This is a genomic window from Enterococcus sp. AZ156, assembly GCF_051714165.1.
GTDB lineage: Bacteria > Bacillota > Bacilli > Lactobacillales > Enterococcaceae > Enterococcus_B > Enterococcus_B pernyi.
In genome coordinates, this window is record NZ_JBIORI010000001.1 from 579078 (window position 1) to 601537 (window position 22460).

At 39.7% G+C, this 22460-nt stretch carries 18 protein-coding genes and 1 pseudogene; 16 read left to right on the forward strand and 3 right to left on the reverse strand.

Features of this window, described 5'->3' with window-relative positions:
• Position 1: 1 nt before the first annotated feature.
• The 9 genes and pseudogenes from IGJ95_RS02835 to IGJ95_RS02875 all read left to right on the forward strand — a co-directional run bounded on the left by IGJ95_RS02835 (position 2) and on the right by IGJ95_RS02875 (position 12572).
• Entirely contained in the window at positions 2-1069 is a 1068-nt protein-coding gene (locus IGJ95_RS02835) for a DUF916 and DUF3324 domain-containing protein (RefSeq protein ID WP_438761422.1), read from the forward strand.
• 5 nt (positions 1070-1074) lie between these two features.
• Positions 1075-4524 carry a WxL domain-containing protein gene (locus tag IGJ95_RS02840; RefSeq protein ID WP_228065606.1) on the forward strand — a complete coding sequence of 1150 codons (3450 nt, stop codon included), beginning with the start codon at positions 1075-1077 and terminating at the stop codon, positions 4522-4524.
• A 362-nt stretch (positions 4525-4886) separates the two neighbouring features.
• Positions 4887-6416, forward strand: a complete 1530-nt coding sequence (gene cls, locus IGJ95_RS02845) for a cardiolipin synthase (RefSeq protein ID WP_438761425.1) — start codon at positions 4887-4889, stop codon at positions 6414-6416.
• Between the two features lie 260 nt (positions 6417-6676).
• Positions 6677-8173, forward strand: coding sequence for a phytoene desaturase family protein (locus tag IGJ95_RS02850; protein ID WP_071866704.1), 1497 nt, complete (start codon positions 6677-6679; stop codon positions 8171-8173).
• 15 nt (positions 8174-8188) lie between these two features.
• On the forward strand, positions 8189-9268 hold the full coding sequence (locus tag IGJ95_RS02855; protein WP_096081376.1) for a glycosyltransferase: 1080 nt from the start codon (positions 8189-8191) through the stop codon (positions 9266-9268).
• Between the two features lie 9 nt (positions 9269-9277).
• Positions 9278-9769, forward strand: coding sequence for a glycosyl-4,4'-diaponeurosporenoate acyltransferase (locus IGJ95_RS02860; protein WP_071866705.1), 492 nt, complete (start codon positions 9278-9280; stop codon positions 9767-9769).
• Positions 9770-10047: 278 nt separating this feature from the next.
• Positions 10048-10304 (forward strand): annotated as a pseudogene (locus IGJ95_RS02865) (type II toxin-antitoxin system YafQ family toxin); the annotation flags it as partial.
• 954 nt (positions 10305-11258) lie between these two features.
• The gene (locus tag IGJ95_RS02870) at positions 11259-11687 is read left to right on the forward strand and encodes an RNA polymerase sigma factor (RefSeq protein WP_023519128.1); all 429 of its coding nucleotides are present in this window, start codon (positions 11259-11261) and stop codon (positions 11685-11687) included.
• An 18-nt stretch (positions 11688-11705) separates the two neighbouring features.
• The gene (locus tag IGJ95_RS02875) at positions 11706-12572 is read left to right on the forward strand and encodes an RsiV family protein (RefSeq protein WP_228760936.1); all 867 of its coding nucleotides are present in this window, start codon (positions 11706-11708) and stop codon (positions 12570-12572) included.
• A 149-nt stretch (positions 12573-12721) separates the two neighbouring features.
• On the opposite strand, the gene IGJ95_RS02880 is transcribed toward IGJ95_RS02875, so the two are convergent.
• From IGJ95_RS02880 to IGJ95_RS02890, 3 genes are read right to left on the reverse strand one after another with little or no spacing between them, the layout of a single operon-like run.
• Entirely contained in the window at positions 12722-12961 is a 240-nt protein-coding gene (locus IGJ95_RS02880) for a hypothetical protein (RefSeq protein WP_010736276.1), read from the reverse strand.
• Positions 12962-12977: 16 nt separating this feature from the next.
• Positions 12978-13487, reverse strand: coding sequence for a hypothetical protein (locus IGJ95_RS02885; protein WP_153830440.1), 510 nt, complete (start codon positions 13485-13487; stop codon positions 12978-12980).
• Positions 13450-14841, reverse strand: a complete 1392-nt coding sequence (locus IGJ95_RS02890) for a Y-family DNA polymerase (protein WP_153830441.1) — start codon at positions 14839-14841, stop codon at positions 13450-13452. Before IGJ95_RS02890 ends, IGJ95_RS02885 begins: the two co-directional genes overlap by 38 nt.
• 552 nt (positions 14842-15393) lie before the next feature.
• On the opposite strand from IGJ95_RS02890, the gene aroF reads away from it, so the two are divergent.
• The 7 genes from aroF to pheA are packed head-to-tail and all read left to right on the forward strand — an operon-like array spanning position 15394 to position 22409.
• Positions 15394-16413: a 3-deoxy-7-phosphoheptulonate synthase gene (aroF, locus tag IGJ95_RS02895; protein WP_153830442.1), complete on the forward strand. Its 1020-nt coding sequence runs from the start codon at positions 15394-15396 to the stop codon at positions 16411-16413.
• 14 nt (positions 16414-16427) lie between these two features.
• Complete coding sequence (gene aroB / locus IGJ95_RS02900) at positions 16428-17492, forward strand: 3-dehydroquinate synthase (RefSeq protein ID WP_438761428.1); 1065 nt, start codon at positions 16428-16430, stop codon at positions 17490-17492.
• Positions 17493-18659, forward strand: a complete 1167-nt coding sequence (aroC, locus tag IGJ95_RS02905) for a chorismate synthase (RefSeq protein ID WP_010736270.1) — start codon at positions 17493-17495, stop codon at positions 18657-18659.
• A 13-nt stretch (positions 18660-18672) separates the two neighbouring features.
• Complete coding sequence (locus tag IGJ95_RS02910) at positions 18673-19752, forward strand: prephenate dehydrogenase (RefSeq protein WP_010736269.1); 1080 nt, start codon at positions 18673-18675, stop codon at positions 19750-19752.
• A gap of 4 nt (positions 19753-19756) precedes the next feature.
• Positions 19757-21040: a 3-phosphoshikimate 1-carboxyvinyltransferase gene (gene aroA, locus IGJ95_RS02915; protein WP_023519137.1), complete on the forward strand. Its 1284-nt coding sequence runs from the start codon at positions 19757-19759 to the stop codon at positions 21038-21040.
• On the forward strand, positions 21040-21546 hold the full coding sequence (locus IGJ95_RS02920) for a shikimate kinase (RefSeq protein ID WP_010736267.1): 507 nt from the start codon (positions 21040-21042) through the stop codon (positions 21544-21546). Before aroA ends, IGJ95_RS02920 begins: the two co-directional genes overlap by 1 nt.
• The gene (gene pheA / locus IGJ95_RS02925; protein ID WP_023519138.1) at positions 21543-22409 is read left to right on the forward strand and encodes a prephenate dehydratase; all 867 of its coding nucleotides are present in this window, start codon (positions 21543-21545) and stop codon (positions 22407-22409) included. Before IGJ95_RS02920 ends, pheA begins: the two co-directional genes overlap by 4 nt.
• Positions 22410-22460 lie beyond the last annotated feature (51 nt).

The window sequence follows — 22460 nt, forward strand, 5'->3', positions numbered from 1 at the left end:
TATGAAAAAGACAAGTACATATCGAAAAAATAAAATCCAACAAGTGGGGATCGTATTACTCGTCATGATTGTCAGCCTGATGGCTCCCATGTTGGTTGGAGCGGAAGAAGGAACGTTGAATTTTTATGTAACGCCTGAGTTCTCAGAAAATCAAAAATCAGGAAATGATCGTTATTTTCAATTGAATCTTGCACCAGACACGACAGAAAAGCTAACGTTGAAACTACAAAACGCAAACGCAGAAGCCAAAAAAATCAAAATCACCCCACATACTGCTTATACCAACGTGATGGGGGTCGTAGAATACGGACAAGATGCGGAAGAAGCAGATCCAACGCTCAAACATTCGTTGGCTGAGTTGATTGAACAACCAGAAATCATTGAGCTTGCTGGAAATGAAACAAAGATCGTTACGCTTGATTTGAACATGCCTAAAGAAGAATTTGAAGGATTGTTAGCTGGTGGATTACGAGTGTCAGAAGTCAAAGAAGAAGCAACAGAAGAAACGAGTAATGAAGAAGGTGTCGCCATCCAAAATGATTTTGCGTATATCATCGGTGTGGTTGTGAGCAACAAACAAGATGCTGTACAACCGGACTTAGAGTTGTTAGATGTTTTTGCTGACCAACTCAACTATCGCAATGTGATCAGTGCGAATCTACAAAACTTCACCCCGACATTCGTGAATCGCTTAGAAGTCGAAGCTACGGTTCAAAAAGTGGGCGAAGAAGAGATTTTATACCAAGCCAGTCAAGAACAGATGCAAATGGCACCCAATTCCAATTTTAATTTCCCGATTTCTTTAGAAGGTGATCGTTTTCGCAGTGGTGACTACGTATTGAAAATGACGGCACGTTCTGGGGAAGACGAATGGCAATGGGAAAGAACCTTTACGATCGAAGCAGATGAAGCACGAGCATTGAATCGTGCGGATGTTATGGTCGATACGAGTATTAATTGGTGGATGATTGGTTCAATCATGTTACTTGTTTTATTGCTTGGAATAATTCTTTACCTAATCCATAAAAGAAAAAAAGAGCAACCGAATAAGAGTAATGAGAAGGAGTGAATACAATGCCCTCAAGATTAAGAAGAACGATGATTTTTTTAGGGACGACAATTTTAGTGATACAAACAGTAACTATACCGATAGGCATGGTCTACGCAGAAACCACGATGGACAATGTGGAACATGAGCCAATGGAACGTCCTGCTATCCAAAACTCCTTAAAAGAACTATCCAGTAATCCTAACTTTTTCTTTTCTCAATCTCAATTGCAAGGAACGATAAAAGTTCCGCTACAAGTGACGTTCTTTTCTGATCAAGAAGTGTCAGAGGCACGAGTGATCTTACCAGAAGAAGCAACGCTTATCCAAGACCAATTGTCGGCAGGGATTTCAATCGAACAAGGAGAGCAGCCTCATGAATGGATCGTTCACTCAAAACATGCGCAAAATACGTTTGTTCTTCCTTTGGTATTTGACAAGATAGGAAACTATGAACTGTCTGTGGAAGAAACGACGACTCAGCTAAAAATCAGTGAGCCAGAAGCAATCAGTGATGAACTTCCAGCTGAAGAAAGTGACTCCCCTGATGATGAGCTAGGCGGACAAAAGGAATCAAAAGAGGGAGAATATATAATAGAAGAAAATCAAGAGGATGATCAGACATCCGAAGAAGTAGATGAGCCTAAGGAAGAAGCTCCGCAGGATCAACAAACAAAGGAGAAAGAGCCTTTCGTAAGTGTTTCTACATGGGAAGAATTTCAAAAAGCCATAAGTAACGATGATGTACAAAAAATTATTTTGGAAAACGACATAGTCAGAAACGCTGGATCGGCAGGAACGATCAACAGAAATATCGAAATTGACGGACAAGGATGGTCGATAGATTTTGCTAATAATACTGCTGGATTCACACTTGGAGCAGTGAGCGTAGAGACGACAATTACTTTAAAAAATATAACAATAACAAAACCAGGAACTACAGCAATTTTTACAGGTACAGCAGCCAACAGTCAAAGATGGACATTAAATTTTGAAAATGTTCATACGGGAAGTGGGAATGTATCTGGTTTAGTTAATGCACCGAATGCAAAGGCAGGATATATAGGTGGCGAAAATACTTATAGGTCGACTATGAATGGGCGTGATGATGCTGTCTTCCGAGTCAATAAATTTTTTGCTCGAAATGGAAGTAAAGTAAGTATGGACCTGCAAGCAAAGTTAGCACAAATTTCAGGCGTATTACCGGTAGTTCAAATTACGGATGAAGACACTACAGTTTCTATTAATACAACTTCAACAAGCTCGGGTAGAAACGGAGGGGTTATTAGATTTGATTCAAATGAATCGCTTATTGAGGTTAACAATGGAGCATCTTTGAAAATAGAAGCCCCTCAAACTAGTGCGCTTCTTTATGATACTGCTACGAATTCAAGAATTTTGGTAGACAATGGCTCTAAAATGGAACTTTACTCTTCTCGTCTTGATGGAAATGATGCAACAGTTAGATTTTATGGGGCTGCAAGCCGAGGTTCTCGATTTGATATAGATAATAATAGTACTGTTATTATTGAGGCTGAAGAAGGAGCTGCTCCGGCAGTAAGATTTCGTGCGGATGGTCAATTCTTTGTAAAAGGAAATAGTAAATTACAAATGTACAATGGTGGAAACGGATCACCTAATAATTCGGCGAATCAAGGTATAGAATTTGCTAATGATGGTGGAGTTTTTGATTTGAGTGGCGTGGGAACAGAAGTAAATATTGTCTCTGATTTTGGACCTGCTATTGGTGGAAACAGTTCGATGGAAATCAATGTTAGGGAAGGAACTAGTTTTACAGCAATTGGAAGATCGAGCACTGCATCAGGTGCAATATTTAATGGTTCAATTAGTAATATAACTATTGATAATCCACTTTTTTTTGATTTTAAAAATACACGTCCAAACGGAGGCAATATATATAGTGTATCGGCATCCTCTATATTTGATTTGAAAAATTCTAATTTTGCAGCATGGACTAATGGTTCTAATTTTGATCTTGAAGCAGAAAAGTATTGGAATATGATTGATTTTGAATTAACGGGAAGCAATTTTAATACTATTAGACAGACTAGCGATCCGGAATCATTTAATACAAGTACTTTTGGACCAGCTGGAATGACTGCATATAGTAGAATTAGTGCAAATAACGCACGTGCTGTTGTAGATGAATTAAGAGTTCCTACCAATGCAGATAAGTCTATTTTTGGTCATGTAAGTATTCCGGAAGGGAGTGACTATAGATCAGCGTTTGAAGGCGAGGTAGAACTAGAGATAGAAATTGAACGACTTACTGGAGAAAAAGAAACACATAGAGCAGTTACTAAAGTAGATAGTATCTATGGTGAAGCAGATAGAGAGGGAATATTTGAAGTAAAATTACCGGAACTTTTAAATGAGGGAGATCGGATTAGCGTTCTATCTGCTTTTCGCGGTGTTGGTGAAGTTGGAGTTCCCAGTTTGCCGGACGATATCAAAATAGATAGTGTTGTCGTCTTTCCAATTATCCCACCAAAACCAGCGGAGTTCCCTGTGAATATCATCGGAAAAACAGCAACACATGTTCAGGGATATGTTGAAAACAAAGAGGTTGAAATAACCGCAACTCATAATGGACAAATCTTTGACACTTCTGATGTAACGGTAGACGACGAGGGTAACTTTATCCTGAATTTATCTGACTTAACTTTAAAAGAAGACGATGAGATTCAGGTCTTTCTAAGAGATGCGGAAGGCTCGGCAGAAGCCGCAGGTGTGATCAATCCGCCAGAAACAAATAACGCACGTGGAAATATTAACCCAGCCGCTGACTTAACATTTCACGATGTAACTTTTGAACCGGCTACGACATTAATCGTTGAGGATGTAGGACCTTTCTCACCGGTAGATCCTTTGGATCCAGAATTAGAAGTGGAACCTGAAAATAAACCAGAATTGCCAGAAGATCAAGGGCAACTAAGCATTGACTTTATTTCGTCCTTCAATTTTGGCTCACAAGCTATTTCTGTTCATGAACAAACCTATTATGCCCAACCCCAACGTTTACTGAACGAAGATGGCACGGTCAATGAAATACAAGAACGACCAAACTTTATCCAAATCAGTGATCGTCGACCGGACAATGAGCGAAGTGGTTGGCAATTATCGGTTACCCAGAATGGACAATTCAGTAATCAAAATGGTCATGAATTGATTGGTTCTGAGATCCAGTTACTCAATCAAGAACTAGTGACAGCTCAAGGCGGAACAGCGCCTGCGCTAAAAGAAGAAACTGGCCAAAAAATCATACCAAATACTAAAAGAATCTTATTACAAGCAGATGAAAAATCTGGAACAGGAACCTGGATCTATCGTTTTGGTAATGCAGAGACAGCTGATAAAAGTGTTGGTTTGTATGTACCGAAAGGAACGAATCCAGAAGCCAAAGAATATTCAACGACACTTACTTGGGAATTGAGTAGTGTTCCAGAAAATCAATAAAAAAAAGAGTTGTGATAGCCAGATACAGCTCCAAAAAATAAGTCAGAAACCGCTAAGATTTTCGGGATTTCTGGCTTATTTTTGCTAACATCCTTTTTTTAATTACATTTACTCAGTTTTAGGGAGTATGAGATGATGAATATTATCTCACTTCTTTCATTTTCTTAAAACTGAGGGAAAAAAGTATTTTTCTATTAGTTGAAAACTTTCTGTAAAAAAGTGCGAAGAAAACGAGAGATTTCTTTACACTAGAGTAACTATAACGTATATAATCTATATAAGGTGTGTTGTCACCATTAACGTTGAGTGGCACAGAAAAAAGAAGCAACAAAAAAACGAAGCGAGCGAATATGGAGATAGATATGATAAAGAATAAATTGCAACAATACAAAATATTATTGATATTATTGATTCTTGTAGCTGTTTCGCTGATTATTTTTTTGAATCAAATCATTTATGCGTGGCTGATCGTGGAAATTTTTGCCTTTCTTCTTTGTGGCTATTTAGTGATTTTTGATCAAAGAGAAGCAACCTCTAAAATTGCTTGGATCTTAGCGTTATTATTTTTACCGGTCGTCGGGATCATGCTGTACTATCTGATTGGTCGTGAGCCACGATTACGCAAGTTATCGAAACAGCAACTAGACAATGAACGAAACATACAAGAGACGGTGTCCAAGATTCTTCAGGAACATTCAGAAATCATTCATGCCAAGCACGATCTTTCCAAAGAAATTTTCCATCTTTCCGCAAAGTATCCCACAAAAGACAATCAATTGACATTGTTAAAAGAAGGGACGGATGCTTTTGCTTCATTGTTGCAAGATATCAAACAGGCAACACATCATGTCCATGTTTTCTTCTATATTATAAAAGGGGATGAAACTGGCGAAGAACTAGTTGCTGCTTTGATCGAAAAAGCTCGACAGGGAATCAAAGTACGTTTTATGTATGACAGTGTCGGATCAATTGCTTTCCCGAATCAATTATTAGATATGATGCGAGAAAATGGTGTAGAGGTAAGAACCTATGATCTATTGAATTCACCGTGGCTGAGTAACAAAGCCAATTGGCGCAATCATCGGAAAATCGTTGTGATCGATGGGGAAATTGCACACACTGGTGGTATGAATATCGGGAATGAGTATAGTGGACGCGGGAAAAAGTTTTCTTATTGGCGGGATACGAATGTTCGAATCGAAGGGCCTTCTGTACTCGAGTTGCAGGAATGTTTCGTTTATGATTGGTTATTTCTCGATGAAGGAACGGAAACGATCACTTATTTCATCAATCAGCAAGAGCTGTATTTTCCATTACAAACGGAACAACCAAAAGGTTCGGAAATCGTACAGGTCGTTTACGGAGGGCCGTATGATCAGGAGAGGATCATCAAAGACTCTTTCAATGACTTGATTGGTAAAGCAGTTGATTCGATCAAGATTGCTATGCCTTACTTTATTCCAGATGAAGAAACTCTTGGGGCACTCAGACGAGCAGCTCGCTGTGGGATCAAAGTACAATTGATCATACCGGGAAAAGGCGATCGCGGGATTTCATTTCATGGGACGAACTCGTTTATTGATGAGTTGTTATCGGCAGGAGTTGAAGTGTCGATCTACGATACGACTGCATTTATCCATTGTAAATATATGATCGTTGATGATGTGGTAGCAACGATTGGATCAACTAATTTTGATATTCGCAGTTTTTATCTCAATCATGAACTGTCAATGTTCATTTATGGTCCATCAAAAACGATTGATGAATTGAACGTCCATTTTACAGAAGATTTAGCCCACGCTGAAAAGGTCAAAAAAGACGAATGGCAAGAGCGAAGTGCATGGACGAAAATCAAAGAGAAAATCAGTGGCTTGTTTGTGCCGATACTTTGATAGAAGCAACGGAATCAGCGCATAAGAACGTGCCATTAGCTTAAGACAGAATAGACAAAGCGTTTCATACGTGTTTGTTTCTTCTGTTTTTTCTTTTATCCTTTCTTAGTGTTTTATAACAATACAATGCGCAATAAAATAAGTTTTTTTAGAGATATGCTACTATAGAGATAGATATAAAGTGTTTTTTTACAGTTGGATCTTACGAATTTACATCTGTGAAAATGTGCTTTAAGACTTAGAAAGTAAGAGGTGATTTTGTGAAAAACAAACAGAAATCAGTCATTGTTCTGGGAGGTGGACTTGGTGGTTTGTCTGCAGCAGTTTCCTTAGCCCAAGAAGGATTCGACGTATCGCTATATGAAAAAAACGATCATTTAGGGGGGAAATTGAACCGTTTAGAAGCAAATGGGTTTGGCTTTGATCTAGGTCCATCGATTTTGACGATGCCCCAAATTTTTGAAAAACTGTTTCTCACGAGTGGCAAACAGATGGCAGATTACATTCCGATCGAACGGTTAGATTTGCAGTGGCGTTCTTTTTTTCCTGATCACACAACGATTGATCTATACAGTGATTTAACGAAAATGGCCCAAGAAAATCCTTTGCTGACTGAAAAAGACATGATGGAGTATCAAGATTTCTTAGACTATGCGAAGGAAATCTATGCGGCCACAGAAGTCGGTTATTTTGACAAAGGGCTTGATTCGACAATGGAGATTTTAAAAGAACATGGTGTGATCAAAGCGTTGAAAGGGTTTGATTATTTTTCTTCGATGCATGATGGAATCGCTAAACGTGTGAGTCATCCAAAAATGCAAGATATCTTAGGGTATTTCAGCAAATATGTCGGTTCCTCTCCTTATGATGCGCCAGCGGTTTTAAATATGATGAGTTACATGCAGCATGAGCAAGGAATTTGGTATGTTCCGGGCGGGATGCATAAAATTGCTGAAGGAATCGTCAATCTTGGGAAAGAGCTCGGCGTAGCGTTCCATACTGGCTGTCAGGTTGAAAAACTAAATGTAGTGGATGAACAGATCCGTTCGGCACGACTAGCGGATGGGACGGTGATCGAAGCAGATTATTTTGTTTCGAATATGGAAGTCATCCCAGCTTATGAACAATTATTAGATGAAAAACCAGCGTTTACCGAGAAATTAGAAAAGAAATTTGAACCCGCAAGTTCTGGTTTTGTCTTGCATCTAGGTGTTAATAAAGAATACCCACAATTAGCCCATCATAATTTTTTCTTTTCGAATGCTTCTAAAGAAAACTTTGATCAAAACTTCCATCAGCATCAGTTGCCAGACGACCCAACGATCTATCTTGTGAATGTCAATAAGACTGATCCTTCTCAAACCATCGAAGGACATGAGAACATCAAGATTTTACCGCACATCCCTTATTTACAAGATCAACCATTTACAGAGGCAGAATACGATGCCTTTCGGGAGCGTATCTTGATCAAATTAGAAACGATGGGATTAACGGATTTGAGAAAACATATTGTCTATGAAAATCGTTGGACCCCGGAAGATATCCAAAAAAATTATTTATCCCATCGTGGAGCAATCTATGGGACTGTCTCTGATCGTAAGAAAAATCATGGGTTCAAACATGCAAAACATAGTGAGCGCTATGATAACTTATACTTTGTAGGTGGGACAGTCAATCCAGGTGCAGGTATGCCAATGGTCACTTTGAGTGGGCAACAAGTGAGTGACAAGATTGCTCGAAGAGAAGCGGATGTATAGGAAGGAAGGCTTATTTTGTTACTAATAATGATCGTCCTTTTTGTTGCTTGGCTTTCAGGTTGGTGTATCTTTTATCGACTGCCATTCATCACAAACCTAACCTCTGCAAAACGTTTTGACACAAATGTTTCAATCATTATTCCTGTACGTAACGAAGCAAATACGCTCCCCAAATTGCTACAATCGATCCAAAGGCAAACGATCCAACCACGAGAAATCATCGTCGTGGATGATGATTCCACTGACGGTACAGCAGAAATCGCCAAGAACTTAGATGCAACAGTTTTCTCAAATGATCGTGAGCAGCATGGCAAGGCGGCTGCCTGTTGGTTAGGTGCAACAAAGGCCCAAAGTGAGCATTTCTTATTTTTAGATGCAGATACATTTTTTCAGACAGACAATAGTTTGGAAAGACTGTTGAATGAATACGAAAAAAGAGGGAATAGTGGCTTGCTGTCGCTTCAACCGTTTCATCAAACTGTTCGCTTTTATGAACAGCTCTCGTTTGTTTTCAATGTGGTCATTCTAGTAGGGTTGAATACTTTTTCTGTGCTAGGTGAAAAATTAAAAGCAGCGGGGGCGTTTGGGCCGTGTATCTTATGCTCGAAAACCGATTATTTCCAAGTCGATGGGCATAAAGATATGCCTCGTGGGATCTTAGATGATATGGCTTTAGCCAATCGTTTTCAAAAGGCAGGATTTCCCATCCATTTATATGGTGGGAAAGAGTTGATTGCTTTTCGCATGTATCCTGAAGGTTTCAAGCAATTGATCCAAGGATGGACAAAGGATTTTGCCACAGCTTCTAGAGCAACCAATCCCTTTATTTTGTTAGGAGTCATCCTCTGGATAAGTGGTGGTGTTGGCTCAGTGTTGGCTTTTGGTATGGAACAATGGCCGCTCGCACTGGTCATTTATTGCCTGTATGTGCTTCAATGTATTGTATTTGCCAAACGTGTAGGAAATTTCAAGCCGATTTTCTTGTTCGTTTTTCCGTTCTTTTTTATCTTCTTTCTTTTCTTGTTTTTGTGGTCATTGATCCAAACCTATCTTTTGAAATCAGTGACTTGGAAAGGAAGAAAAATCAAACTTTAGGAGGTTTTTATGCCACTGATCCATTTGACCACTGGAGTATTAGTGATGCTCGACATTCTTGCCTGGTTTATTTTTCATTTGGGTATATCCTTTGGTGTACGTCAAATTTCTGACTCTTTTTTTGAAAGAAAGCGTCGTTGGTTTCGTTCTTTTTCTTTTGAAAAGCAAGGAGTTATTTGGGAGAAAAAATTTCGAATCAAAAAATGGAAAGACAAGCTGCCAGATGGTACTGTGATTGCCAAGAGTGGATTCGATAAATCAAGACTTGGTAAGACTGATTCTGCCGCACTGAAGAAATTCATCATTGAAACACAAAGAGCAGAGCTGACACATTGGCTATTGATTGCGCCAGCGTTCCTTTTCTTTTTGTGGAATCCCAAATGGGCGGGGTGGGTCATGGTTTTTTATGCGCTTCTTGTCAATATCCCATTTATTATGATCCAACGCTATAATCGGCCACGATTGGAACGAGCGTTCATTAGAAGAATGAGGAATAAGTAGGTTCTTAAAACGGATTTATGTTTCTTTTATGTTGTTTATATGTTGAAAAATAGCAGAGGTGATGACATGGAAACGACAAAAAAGAAACCAATCCATATCTCAATTGATGAGGATTTGAAAAAGGATGCTGAGCAATTATTTGCTGAGTTGGGTATGAATATGATAACCGCAATTACAGTTTTTTAAAAACAGTCTGTAACTAAACTGGTACTTCCTTTTAAAATTGAAAGGGAAAATTCGGCTACTTTGCAAGCGAGAAAAGATGCTGGAGGACTTTTTATACTTCACAATTCAAGCGAGACTATAAAAAAACGAAAAAACAGGGAAAAGATTTAGCAAAACTAAGAAAGGTGCTATCTCATTTGCAAGCCAACGTAAATGCCCCAAACTGTATCGTGATCATCATTTGACCGGCAATTATGTGGGATTTAGAGAATGTCATATCAGTCCTGATTGGCTATTAGTATATAAGATTGATAATGATCAATTAATATTGATACTTGCTAGGCTGGGATCCCATAGTGAATTATTTTAAAGAAGTTGTGAAATAAATGGACAACTCAGAAAAATAAACGAGAAAATCTAAAACTTGTTTTAAAAGTGTTTGGATTCTCTCGTTTATTTTGTTCTAGGAGTTACTAGAGAAATAGTGTAATCGTTTTTTTAGGAAGAAAAAACAAATTTTAGGAGCTTTTTATGCTACTGATTCATTTGATCACTGGAGTGTTAGTGATTCTTGATATTCTTGCCTGGTTTATTTTCCACTTGGGTCTATCCTTTGGAGTACGTCAAATCGCTGACTCTTTTTTTTAAAGATATCATCGTTGGTTTCGTGCCTTTTGAAAAGTGAGGAGTTATTTGGGAGAAAAAATTTCGGATAAAAAATGGAAAGATAAGCTGCCAGATGGTACTGTGATTGCTAAAAACGAATAAATGGTTTTCTAGAAGTGAATACTACATAAACAAGCACCAAAATCCATCGATGAATAATTGTGGGGTTTTGGTGCTTTTTAGCGGAGCTTAACACTTTTATCAGAATCTCACAAACTGTCTTTTGTGCAAAGTTAGTGATTCAAAATAAAGTTGATTTTTTTGAAACTTTTCTTAGAAAACGATCGTCTAATTAAGTATAAAAAAAGAAAGCGGAGTGAGCGTATGAAACATGAAAAAAACTATTCATTTTTAACGATAGAACTAATTTTCCTAGTCTTATTGTTCCTGTTTACCAGCCTTTTTTTATGGATGTATTCAATGGATACATTTTCGATCATAGAAGAAAAGCCACAAGAGATAGGGACAAGCGAGTCGACTAGAACGAAAGATACACAACCACGTAAGGAAGCAAACAAGGATTTTATGCGAGAACTGGGTGAAATTTATTATTTGAGATAGGGAGGGATCTAATATTTTTAATCGGATAGCAAAAAAGCAGCGAGTCAGACATTATGAATCTCAGTTAGAACAGCTGATTGAGACACAATATCAAAAAATGTATCGAATCGCTTATAGTTATACACACTGTTCGGAAGATGCACTAGATGTTATCCAAGATAGCTTTCAAAAAGCGCTGATGGATTTCTCAAAGGTAAAGAAGATCGATCATTTTCAAGCTTGGTTTTATAAAATCTTAGTCCGCACAGCAATTGATTATTGGCGCAAGAATAAACGAATGCCTTTGAATTTTGAATTGGAAGACTGTCCAGGACTTGAATTCATCGATTGTCAAAATGATGTTTCTTACATGGAATTACGTGAATTATTGAGCCAAACGCCTAGCCCAGAACGCGAGATTATTATCTTGAAATTTTTTGAAGGATTTACATTGAAAGAAATTGCTCAGATTTTAAATTTAAATGAGAATACAGTGAAAACAAAAATGTATCGCTCACTAGATAATTACAAAGAAATTTTAAAATAAAGGAGAGTGGATAGCGAAATGGGAGGAACAAAGAAAAAAATAAGTATGATGAATCAGGCGTATCGAGCGGGGGAAATTCCTGAACAGCTAGAAGATGAGCTATTCAAGCGTTTTACGATTGCCAAGAAAAAAGTGAAGGTGAAACGACAAGTAAAACATGCTGTTCATATCGGTTTGGGGATCGTCTGCTCTGTACTTATTTTGTTCGCAGGTGTTCAAAATAGAGACTTTCGCGTATGGGCGACAGAAATCCCTATTCTCGGAGAATTGGTTTCGATCATTACTGGGAAAACCTATTCATTCCAAGAAGAGGAATCGGGTATCAGGATTGCTGTTCCAAAAATAATTGGAAAAGAAGAAATCCATGACCAGTTGAATCGAAAATATCTCGCAGAGGGACAACAAGCTTATGAGGAAGGAGTGAAAGAAATCAAGAAAAACGGGCAACAGATTGATACAACAGGTGGATATCGCATATTGGTCAATGATGAGCGATTTTTAGTGATTGATCGTTCAATCGAACAGACAATTGCAAGTACGCAAACGAACAATCAATTTGACACGTTAGATAAACAAAATGAGGTACTTGTGTCTTTGCCTTTATTATTTAAAAATGATGATTATCTCATTGCTCTTTCAAAGGAAATTGAAGAACAGATGAAAAATCGTATGGAAAAAAATCCAGAATCAACTTATTTTGCTCTAGAGGATAATGGCTCATTTTTATTAAAAAAAGATCCTAGTTTTTATATCAATAAAGAACACCAGCTGGTTATCTTCTTTGATAAATACGAGGTAGCACCTGGTGCTATGGGGACACAAGAATTCGTTATTGATACAAATAAAATCCAATCTTTATTGGCTGACCCAAACTATTTGAACTAAAGCTTTCAGACTTTACGAATAGAATCGTTCTTTGCTGAGAATAGTAGCATCAACCGGTAGAATCTTTTTTACATGTTTACCGGTTGATGCTTTTTAGGTTGAGAGAAATAGCATTCAATAATGGCCGAAGAATCCAATGCTTATCTGAATTACTCAATCGCTTGCTTGACGATTTCTTGCCAAAAATGAAAATATTCCTCTTCTAAATCGATCGAATCAAGTTCATCCCAAGCAATAAAGCCCTCGTTTACATAAAAGCCATCTTCTGTCATCTTTTTTTGAATCTTTCCTCTATAGTTTTCTCCCTTTTTTGTTTGGATCGTAATTTCTTGTTTGGCAATATAAGCAGTGATTATGACAGTTTCGAAATGATTCTTTACCATTGTCATCGGCAACGCCTCCCTTTTAGTCATTTTCCTCTTCAAAAGCTTGATAAAATTCATCTTTGATCAATTGCAACTCAGCTTGTTGGTTTGGCTTGTTCCAATCGATTGATCGGGAAACTTGTTCGTCATATGTCTTGTTGGTACTAAACTCAAACCATTTCATTTCTTGTTTCAAACCAACGTGACGAATGTTCTCCCAGAGAATCTGGTACTGGTCAATCGTCAGATATTCTTCATCACATTCGCCTAAGAAAACGCCCTCGATATTTTCTCTATATCGACCAAATTCATCTTTTGTGTTTAATTGGATGGTCACTCTTTGTCGGTAGAGAAAGGACTGTAATAGTACTTGGTCGATTTCCTCTCTCGTCATTTGCAATTGGGGAGGGAGGTCTTTTAAGGCGACTGCTGCATTTTCTTCGATCCCTTTAACTAGCTCATCCATGGCAAAAGCGGTTCCCCATTTCAAGCCAAAGGGGCGATCACGGTATTCATTGTAATCGAGAAATTCTTTTTTCGTGCGTCGCATGTCCCTCACCTTCAATACCAGCCATTCCGCCAGCATGACCGCCTACAAGCGAACTGCGGGCGATTGCTCGACCACCTTCTAGTAAACTATGTGCATGGACGATTGCTTTAAATCCATATTTTTGTCGAATCTTATCCACGACAAAGTCAATCTTTGCCGCATTGACTTGCTCTTTAGGATCATCGAATAGATTCAATTGCAAGCCAGTCGCATAAACTAAGCGAGAACAGTTGACGCCGATACTTCGGATATCTTGCCGTTGATAATGTCGATCAAAAATCATCAATAGTGCTTCTGCTAAAACATGACTGGCATTGGTCGGCTCGATTTTCATCTGTTGGTGAAACCCAGTTTTTCCTGAAACATCTGTGTAGCCCAAAGAAAAGCCGACCCACAGACTAACTACTTGTGCTTTTGCTTCTTCTCGACGTAAGCGTGTGCCTACTTGATCTGCCATTTCCTTGATCACGATTTCAATCTCTTCTCGGCGGGTATAGTCCTTATTGAGGATTTGACTATTTCCGATGCTTTTTGATTTAGGGGTGTAGACTTCACCAAGAAAGCTCCGATCGATTCCCCAGGCATGGGCATAAAGTTGTGTACCAATTATCCCCATTGCACTTTTTAAACGATAGTAATCCGCATGTGCAAGCTCATAGATGCTATGGATGTTCATTTTATTTAAACGAATCGCTGTTTTTCGACCGATCCCCCAAAAATCTGTCAGCTGAGGAATCCGCCAAAGTTTTTCAGGGACGTCTTCATAACGCCATTCGGCGATCATGTCTCGGGTATCCTTCGCTTCATTATCCAGAACTAATTTTGCCAATAGTGGATTATCACCGATACCGATCGTGGTATAGATCCCTGTCTGGTCATAAACGTCTTGACGAATTTTTTTTGCAAGTGTCCGGGCATCAGGAGCATCGAACAAATTCAAACTATTTGTGATATCCAAAAAACTTTCGTCGACCGAATAGACATGATGGTTACTCTCGTCTGCATAGGTTTTATAAATCGCATTGATTTCTTTGTTCTTCTCCATATAATAAGCCATTCGTGGTGGGGCAATATATAGATCACTGGGATAAGGAAAGGGCAAATCACGCGCACGACTGATATTCGTGATCCCGTAGGCTTTTTTTGCAGCTGGACTAGAGGCAAGGATCAACCCGCTACCACGTTCTTCCCATGAATTTCCGGGGTACGACATAACAACTAGTTTGGTTGTTAAAGGGTCTAAACCAAGTGAGACACATTCAACAGAAGCATAGAACGACTTACAATCAATACATAAAATATCTCTAGAAGGTTCTTTATGATAGTCAAATACAGGATTTTGATTTTTAAACATAACAGTCACCTCTTCTACATGATTAGAACACACGTTCGCGTTTTTTGTCAACGAAAAAATCAATAGGAACTTTAAAAAAACATCGGTCTTCTAAAGGATCATTAGCATAAAGAGAAAAAGATTTGAAAAAGTAGTTGACTTATTTCAGAAAGAAATCTATACTTAAACCAATCTTAAATCAGTTTGGAGCGATTTCTTATGAAAATCACATTGAATTCACAACTGAATACGTATTACTTTAGCTATTTTAGATAGGTTTGTATTCATGACATTCATGGGTGCAAACACAACGTTTGTATCTATGATGGCTAAGGATGTTTGAGATGACTTGTCCGCCACATAGATGAAAATCTATAGTGGCTTTTTTGTTAGAATTGGTGAAGGCCCACTGTAGATTTGTCTACGGCGGGCTTTTTTTATACCTAACGAAAGGAGAACCACATCAGTTCATTTTCCACCGAGTTATTTTAAGTAAACAACGAACGATTTTCCATTGTCGATCAAGTGTTCAAACAGTGATAAAAAAATAAAAATAAAAAAGGATGTTATTTTATGATTTTGATTATTAAACCAGGAATTGAAGTAAACCAACTAGAACCAGTACTTTCACGTATCAAGGAAGAGGGCTTGGATGTCCAGATCAACTACGGCAAAGATCGTCTTGTTTTAGGATTGATCGGTGATCCAAAAATTATCCAAGGTGTACCATTTGAAAGATACGACACGGTGGAGCGTGCAGTAAAAATCTCTAATACGTACAAACTGACTTCTCGAGAATTTCATCCGCAAGATACAGTCGTTGATGTGGATGGCCTGAAAATCGGTGATGGTAGTTTTGTGACGATGGCTGGTCCTTGTTCAGTAGAAGGCGAAGAACAAATCATGGAAACTGCTCGTATGGCAAAAGCTGGTGGAGCAACGGTCCTACGTGGAGGAGCCTACAAACCTAGAACATCACCCTACGCTTTCCAAGGATTAGGAGAAGAAGGACTGAAAATGATGCGTAAAGCAGCGGATCATTACGGCTTAAAAGTCATTACCGAAGTCATGGATGAAGCCCATATCGATGTCGTTTGCGAATACACAGATATCATTCAGATCGGCGCCAGAAATATGCAAAACTTTCGTCTATTAGAAGCTGTTGGGAAAACAGAAAAACCAATTGGCTTGAAACGCGGGATTTCAGGAACGATCGAAGAATGGTTGAACGCGGCGGAATACATTGCGGTACAAAACAATCCAAACATCATCTTTATCGAACGTGGTATTCGTACTTACGAAACAGCGACACGCAATACCTTCGATCTAAGTGCTGTACCGATCATTAAAAAATTAAGTCATTTCCCGATCATCGTTGATCCAAGTCATGGTACAGGGGTTTGGGATCTCGTATCACCAATGGCAAGAGCCGGTGTTGCTAGTGGCGCAGATGGGATGATCGTAGAGATCCACCCTGATCCAATCCACGCATGGTCAGATGGACAGCAATCATTGAATGAAAAGAACTACCTACGAATGATGGAAGAAGTCGAGATTTTAGTTGAAGCAATGAATAAAATCAAAGCCTTATAGAAAAGAGGAGCGTCATGTTAGAAGTTGTCTTACCAGAAAAAAGCTATGAGATCATCATTGAACGAAATGCACTCGATCATGTGTCTGAGTGGATCGAAGGAATCTGGAAAAATAAAAAAATCGCGATTATCAGTGATACGAATGTTTTTCCGATATACGGCGAAAAAATTTGTCAACAGTTGCGGGCAAGCTACGAAGTCGTCCATTATGTTGTTCCAGCTGAGGAGAGCAGCAAATCATTCGACATGGCAGCTCACCTCTATGCGTTTTTAGCAGAAGAACAATTTACGCGTAGTGATGCGGTGATTGCGCTTGGAGGGGGAGTGATCGGCGATTTAGCCAGCTTCGTTGCTTCCACCTATATGCGAGGGATTTCATTTGTCCAGATCCCGACTTCCCTACTGGCACAGGTCGATTCAAGCATTGGCGGAAAAACAGCAATCAATGCACCCATGGCGAAAAATATGATTGGGACATTTGCACAACCAGACGGGGTATTGATCGATCCAGAGACGTTAATGACGTTATCAGAGCGTAGAATCCAAGAAGGGATCGCTGAGATCATCAAGTGTGGCGCAATCAGTGATGAAACGCTATGGCAAGATTTGGCAAAATTAACAGGAGTTGCTGACTTACTGGCTAATAGTGAAAAAATCATTGAAAAGGCGTTGCGTGTGAAGAAACAAGTTGTTGAAGAAGATCAATTCGATAACGGGAATCGTTTGTTACTGAACTTTGGCCATACGATCGGACATGCCATCGAAAATACTGCTGGTTATGGTCAGATCAGTCATGGCGAAGCCGTAGCGATCGGTATGGTGCAAATCACCAAACAAGCCGAAAAAATGGGAAAATCACCAGTGGGCATCACTGCGCAATTGATCCAAATGATCGAAAAGTATCAGTTACCGATCAAGTACCAACCTTGGGAGGAGCAATCCCTTTATGATGCGATCACCCACGATAAAAAGGCACGTGGAAAGACATTGAAAATTATTTTATTAGATAAAATCGGACAAGCAAGAATCCAAGAAATTCCGCTTGAGTCCGTGAAAGACTATTTAAAGGAGGGGAAATAAATGCGTTTTTTAACAGCAGGAGAATCTCATGGTCCACAGTTAACTGCCATTATTGAAGGTATCCCGGCAGGTTTAGAAGTTTCACTTGAAAAAATCAATGAAGATCTTGCGAGACGACAAGGGGGGTACGGTCGTGGTGGCAGAATGAAGATCGAGAAAGATCGTGTCCAAATCACCTCAGGTATTCGACATGGTAAAACGCTTGGTTCGCCAATCACAATGATCGTGGAGAATAAAGACTGGAAGAATTGGCAAACGGTGATGTCAGTCGAGCCAATCGAAGAAAAACATGTCACACGTCGTCGAGTAGCCAAACCTCGTCCAGGACATGCGGATCTAGTTGGTGGAATGAAATACCAACATCAAGATCTTAGGAATGTGTTAGAACGGTCTTCAGCTAGAGAAACGACCATGCGTGTAGCAATCGGCTCTTTAGCAAAACAGATCCTAGCAGCACTAGATATTGAAATTGCCAGTCACGTAGCAGTTCTTGGAGGGGTCAAAGCAACGATTCCTGAAGTGCTACCTGTGGCGGTGATCAAGGAAAAAACAACGATCTCCGAAGTCAATATGGTAGACCTTGAGATCGAAGAACAAGTCAAAACATTGATCGATGAGACGAAAAAAGCAGGTGATACCTTAGGTGGTGTCGTCGAAGTCCGGGTTGAAAATGTACCGGCTGGTTTGGGTAGTTATGTCCAATGGGATAAAAAATTAGATGGAAAATTAGCACAAGCCATGCTGAGTATCAATGCCTTCAAAGGGGTAGAATTTGGGATCGGTTTTGATGCAGCGACTTTACCAGGTTCTAAAGTTATGGATGAAATCACCTGGGATCAAGAACAAGGCTACCGCCGGACAACCAATCATTTAGGTGGATTTGAAGGTGGGATGACAAATGGGGAACAAATCATCGTTCGTGGTGTGATGAAACCGATCCCTACACTTTACAAGCCGTTGATGAGTGTGGATATCGACACGAAAGAAGCCTATAAAGCAAGTGTCGAACGTTCCGACAGTACCGCTGTACCAGCAGCTTCTGTGGTGGCTGAACACGTCATTGCAACAGCACTTGCCGTGGAGATCCTTGAACATTTCCCAGCGGATAACATGAGTGAGCTGAAAAAATCTGTTGCCAGTCATCGGCAGATGATCCAAGACTTTTAGTGAGGAGACTGATATGAAGAAAAAGGTATTTGTCTTAGGTTTAGGTCTGATTGGTGCTTCGCTTTGCCGAGCCATCAAAGGATCGAATGTGACTCTTTATGGATGGGATCATTCAGCAGAAACAAGAAAAATTGCAGAAGAAGTCCAATTAGTGGATCATCTGGTGTCTGGGATCGAAGAAGCAAGTCAAATGGATGTTATTTTATTAGCGGTTCCTGTACAAGTTAGTTTGGACTATTTGCAACAATTAGCGACACTTCCGCTAAAGGAAACTGTATTGGTCAGTGATACTGGCAGTACGAAAGCAGCAATCATGACAGCGGCTAAGGAATTACCTTTTACTTTTATTGGTGGACACCCAATGGCAGGCTCGCATAAATCTGGAGTCAAAGCCGGCAATCCCAATTTGTTCGAGGAAGCTTATTATATATTGACCAATGATCATGAGAGTGATCGTGTAGCTGAACTGATGGAACTATTAGAACCGACTCGAGCAAAATTTGTGTTGATGGAAGCCAAAAATCATGACGAGATCGTCGGCGTTTTAAGCCATTTGCCTCATATCGTGGCTGCTGGTTTAGTGCAAACCAGTGATGAACTCAATCAAAAACATCCAAGAGCCTCCCAACTTGCAGCCGGAGGGTTTCGAGATATTACGCGTATTGCTTCTTCTGATCCAAAAATGTGGACAGATATCTTATTAACGAATCAAGAAATCATGCTGTCTTTACTAGAAGAATGGCAATCCTCCATGGAAACATTGAAAACACAACTTGCGAGAAATGATGAAGAGGCCATTTATCGATTTTTTGCACAAGCGAAGCAAACAAGGGATCAGTTGCCGAAGAAACGACAAGGAACGATTCCAGCGTTCTATGATCTATACGTTGATATTCCGGATATTGCCGGTGCAGTTGCTAAGGTGACAACGGCTTTGAGCCAAGCAGATATTTCAATCATCAATCTAAAAATACAAGAAACTAGAGAAGATATTTTCGGAGTCCTTGAATTGTCCTTCAAAAATCAAACCGATTTAGAAAAAGGACAAGCATTGATTCAAGCGGAAAATTTTCACTGTTGGATCAGGAGTTGAGACAATGCAATTACTTAATGCTACACATGGGATCAAAGGTGAGCTAACGGTTCCAGCAGATAAATCGATTTCTCATCGCAGCATCATGTTTGGTGCAATCAGTCATGGAAAAACGACGATAACGAACTTTTTAAAAGCAGAAGATTGCTTGAGTACGATGTCCATATTTAGACAATTAGGTGTGAGAATAGAAGAGGAAGAAGAGAAAATCCATGTTTATGGTTATGGCGTAGAGGGATTACAAACACCAACAGAACGTTTAGATGCAGGTAATTCTGGTACAACGATCCGTTTACTTTTAGGGATTTTAGCTGGAAGTAAGATTTCGGCAGAAGTGTCTGGAGATGACTCGTTGAATCGTCGCCCGATGGGGAGAGTGATGAATCCTTTACGTGAAATGGGTGCAGATCTTAAAGGGATCGAACATCCAGATCTACCACCTTTACGAGTGACTGGTGGGCCTTTGAAACCAATCGAATATGAGATGCCGATTGCCAGTGCGCAAGTCAAATCAGCGATTTTATTCGCGGCACTTCAAGCAGATGGTGAGACAACGATCATCGAAAAAGAACGCTCACGGAATCATACAGAAGAAATGATCAAACAATTTGGTGGAGAAATCAGAGTAGAAGATAAAGTGATCACACTTGCTGGCGGACAACGGTTAGTTGGACAAAACGTGGCGGTACCTGGGGATATTTCGTCAGCAGCCTTTTATCTAGTCGCAGCAAGTATTTTGCCAGATAGTGAAGTCTTATTGAAACAAGTAGGAATCAATCCAACACGAACAGGGATTTTAGATGTATTGATCGAAATGGGGGCTTCGATCCAAGAAATGCAAATCGATCAACAAAATCAAGCGGCTGACTTAATGGTACGTTCTGCCAACTTGCAGGCATGTACGATCGAAGGAGAAATCATTCCTCGCTTGATCGATGAATTACCGATTTTGGCATTAGCTGCAACACAAGCACAAGGCACGACGATCATTCGGGACGCACAAGAATTAAAAGTGAAAGAAACAAATCGCATCGATGCGACAGCGGAAGAATTGATAAAAATGGGCGCAAACATCGAAACAACAGATGATGGGCTGATCATTCATGGTCCGACACCTTTGCATGGGGCAATTGTTGACAGTCATGGGGATCATCGCATTGGCATGATGTTACAGATTGCCGCATTATTGACCGATGAGCCAGTTGAATTGAACCATCCAGAAGCGGTAAATATTTCTTATCCTGACTTCTTCACTGATCTAGCTGGTCTGATCAAGGAGAAAAACTAATGGCTGCAATTGTGCTGATTGGTTTTATGGGCGCCGGTAAAACAACGATCAGTCGCAAGCTTTCTATGCAGTTAAAGAAACCATTGATCGATATGGATACAAAACTAGTCGAGGAGTTTGGCTGTTCAATCAGTCAGTATTTTGAATTACATGGCGAAGCTGCCTTTCGACAGGAAGAAACGAAGCTACTGAAAAACTCATTGCAAGAAGAAGCGATCATTGCGACAGGTGGGGGAGTTATCCTACAAGAAGAAAATCAACGACTGCTGACAGATCATCTGGTGGTTTACTTAAAAGCTGATCCCGATCTTTTGATCAAACGTATCCGCCAAGATCACAAACAAGCCCGTCCGTTGGCACTCGATAAAGATGATACAGAGTTAAAAGAATTATTTTTTTCGCGGAAAAAACACTATGAAACATTAGCAGATCTTACGATAGAAACAACTGGTAAATCACCAGCAGAAGTTGTCTCAGAAATCATAAAGCAGGTGATGAATCGATGAAAATTGGTTATCTAGGCCCAAAAGGTTCCTTCACATATAGTGCAGTAAAGAATTATTTCAACGAAGGCGATTGGTCTCCGTATCAAGCTTTAACAAATTTGATTGATGCCCAGATCAACGATGCGATCGATTATGCGATGGTACCGATCGAGAATTCCATCGAAGGTTCTGTATTGCCCACATTAGACCATGTCTATGAAACCTTACCAACGATCCAAGGAGAAATCGTTTTACCAATCAAGCAACAATTGATGGTACATCCTAAGCATCAACAGATGTGGCAAGAGGTAACAAAAATCTGTAGTCATCCGCAAGCGTTGGCACAATCGCAAGTATTTTTGAAGCAACAGTTCCCTGACGTGGAAATCGAGCAAATGGGTTCGACTGCCCAAGGTGCCCAACAAGTTGCCGAGCATCCTGAACAAAAAATCGCGGCAATCGGACCTAAAGAAGCTGCGGAACAGTTTGGTTTGACCATCGTTCAGCAAGATATCCAATCGATCCGCAACAATGAAACCCGTTTTTGGCTACTAGGTTCCTCACCGATGTCATCTCAATTACCAGTCAGTACTTACAAAGCAACGCTATTTGTAGACTTGCCAGAAAATCGCCCAGGTGCGTTATATCAAGTACTTGCGGTGTTTGCAGAACAAAAACTTAATTTGACCAAAATCGAGTCTAGACCGCAAAAAACCTCGTTAGGTGAATACTTTTTCGTGATCGAAGTAGAGATTGAACAAGCAGATACAAAATTGAACGAAGCAATCAAACTACTGGAACAGCGAGCATTTCCGGTCCAATTGATTGGAGAATATCCAGTGTACCGTAGCCGTGAGGATAAAAAAGCGACATACAGAAAATAAATCAAAGCAGCTGAACCTAGATAGCTGCCTTGGTTTTTTTGAATAATTTTT